This window comes from Spirillospora sp. NPDC046719, assembly GCF_040645715.1.
Taxonomy (GTDB): domain Bacteria; phylum Actinomycetota; class Actinomycetes; order Streptosporangiales; family Streptosporangiaceae; genus Spirillospora.
Window position 1 is genome coordinate 1 of the sequence record NZ_JBEYYT010000860.1, and the last position, 1,684, is coordinate 1,684.

Sequence of the window (1,684 nt, forward strand, 5' to 3'; positions counted from 1 at the left end):
CCAGCATGCCCCAGCTTCCCAACCGTCAATGTGGCAAAATCCACACGTTTCACAAGTATATTCTGGATGGCACTCATGGCATCCCATGCAATCACAATCTATTTCGTTGCCACATTTATCGCATTTCATCTATCTGCTCCTATAATCCTAATTCTTCTTTGCGTGCTGCTTCGATTGCCATTTGCGCTCTGATATTTCTTCGCAACCTACGTTCTTCTTTTGTTTCGTGCTTTCTTCGGTCGCGATCGGTTATTTCAATCCACTTAGTTTATTTTTCCATTGTTCGTGAAACCATTCGTCGTCTTTGTCAGCGACTTTATGATTCTTCAAGATATCCTTGTCTTTAAAATCTAGGACATTTTTTTCTTTTTGCGTTGTCATAATAACACCTCATATTTTAGCTTCTAAGCGATTTTAGTTAGTTCGTGGTAAATTATCCACGAAATGGTTTAAGCGCTCAATGTAACCGCAATTTTCATGATTTAATGCTATTCTGTCAGTTCTTTCACTACTAACTCTACTTTCCAGGTCTTTGTATCTCCAGAAAGTCCACCATGCTCAAAGCTTGTTCTGCGAATAACGTTGTAATTATCATCATTCCAAATTCCAGCATCTGTCAGTCCATCAATTAATGCTTTAGAAGCTGGTTCATAATTTGGTGGATCATATTTAAAGCGTTTGGGTGGATAAATTACGACGAACACATCGCAACGGTGTTTCTCATGAAATTGCTCAAATACTTCATCTGACTGGTCTAGCCATTCATGAGCAGTTCGACATGCAATCCGTCTTAAACGCTGTTTAGTATTATTGGCTGCAATTCTTGAACCATAAGTTGTGCCCTTGTTATCATTCTCATTTATCATTTCTTTTCTGAGAAAGTTAAATTCAAACTTCACTTGCTTCTCCAAATCTAACAATTGCAGGCATCTGATCCATGCGATTAAGAATAAAAATAATCTCATGCTCAGATTTCTCTGCCAGCTTCTGCTTTTTAATTCTTCCGAGTGGGTAATGTTCGTTTTCCCACTGCTCAATGATCATTGTTTTCATTGCTTCTCCTAGAATGGCAATTGACTAACACGCTTATCTTTAATGTTTTCAAAATTGAATGCTTTTTTTCCAATACCTCTGAACAAACGGCTATATGTCCTGTTGTGATATTTTTTTCTTATTTCATCACTTTTTAGATTAGTGGTAATAATTGTCTTAGTCCTTGCATCCAAAACTTCTGTCAGTAAAGACATCGACCATTCTGTTATTTTCTCGCTTCCAATATCATCAATAACTAATAAGTCAGTATTTCTAAAAACTTCCATGAAGTATTCAGTTGAATAAAAGCTGTCTTTATTATCAAAACTATCTTAGATTAAGTGAAGAACCTCTGACCAACTTGCAAAAATAACGGTTAAATCAGTATGCTGCAAACAATCTTTTAAGATGCTCATGGCTAGGTGACTTTTCCCTGTTCCTGCTGGCCCGCTTACTACTGTGTTTCCCTCACCGCCAGTATAATAATATTCAGATACTTCTTTTGCGAACGCCAAAGCTCTCTTTTCTTCGTCAGTTACTGCATTAAAATTTTCAAAACTTGCTTTTTTTATTGTCATATCTCTCACAATGCTATTGCGATTAAGCCTTTTGATAAACTCAGCTTTTTTCCTACGTTTAATCACTTCTTCAG

General features: G+C 36.6%; 5 protein-coding genes. All 5 read right to left on the bottom strand.

Annotated features, from left to right (window positions below; translation table 11 throughout):
- Positions 1 to 139 precede the first annotated feature (139 nt).
- Positions 140 to 259, bottom strand: coding sequence for a DUF658 family protein (locus tag ABZ914_RS51015; protein WP_369010286.1), 120 nt, complete (start codon positions 257 to 259; stop codon positions 140 to 142).
- 229 nt (positions 260 to 488) lie between these two features.
- A complete protein-coding gene (locus ABZ914_RS51020; protein WP_352038550.1) occupies positions 489 to 899 on the bottom strand; it encodes a RusA family crossover junction endodeoxyribonuclease in 411 nt (136 codons plus the stop codon).
- Entirely contained in the window at positions 889 to 1,053 is a 165-nt protein-coding gene (locus ABZ914_RS51025) for a hypothetical protein (protein ID WP_305196091.1), read from the bottom strand. Before ABZ914_RS51025 ends, ABZ914_RS51020 begins: the two co-directional genes overlap by 11 nt.
- A gap of 8 nt (positions 1,054 to 1,061) precedes the next feature.
- Positions 1,062 to 1,319: a hypothetical protein gene (locus ABZ914_RS51030; RefSeq protein WP_500201771.1), complete on the bottom strand. Its 258-nt coding sequence runs from the start codon at positions 1,317 to 1,319 to the stop codon at positions 1,062 to 1,064.
- Between the two features lie 45 nt (positions 1,320 to 1,364).
- On the bottom strand, positions 1,365 to 1,684 hold a 320-nt coding region (locus ABZ914_RS51035), incomplete at its 5' end, for a hypothetical protein (RefSeq protein ID WP_500201772.1).

Coding starts and splice junctions, on each gene's coding strand:
- ABZ914_RS51025 (WP_305196091.1), bottom strand. CDS start 1,053: ATGAAAACAATGATCATTGAGCAGTGGGAAAACGAACATTACCCACTC.
- ABZ914_RS51030 (WP_500201771.1), bottom strand. CDS start 1,319: ATGGAAGTTTTTAGAAATACTGACTTATTAGTTATTGATGATATTGGA.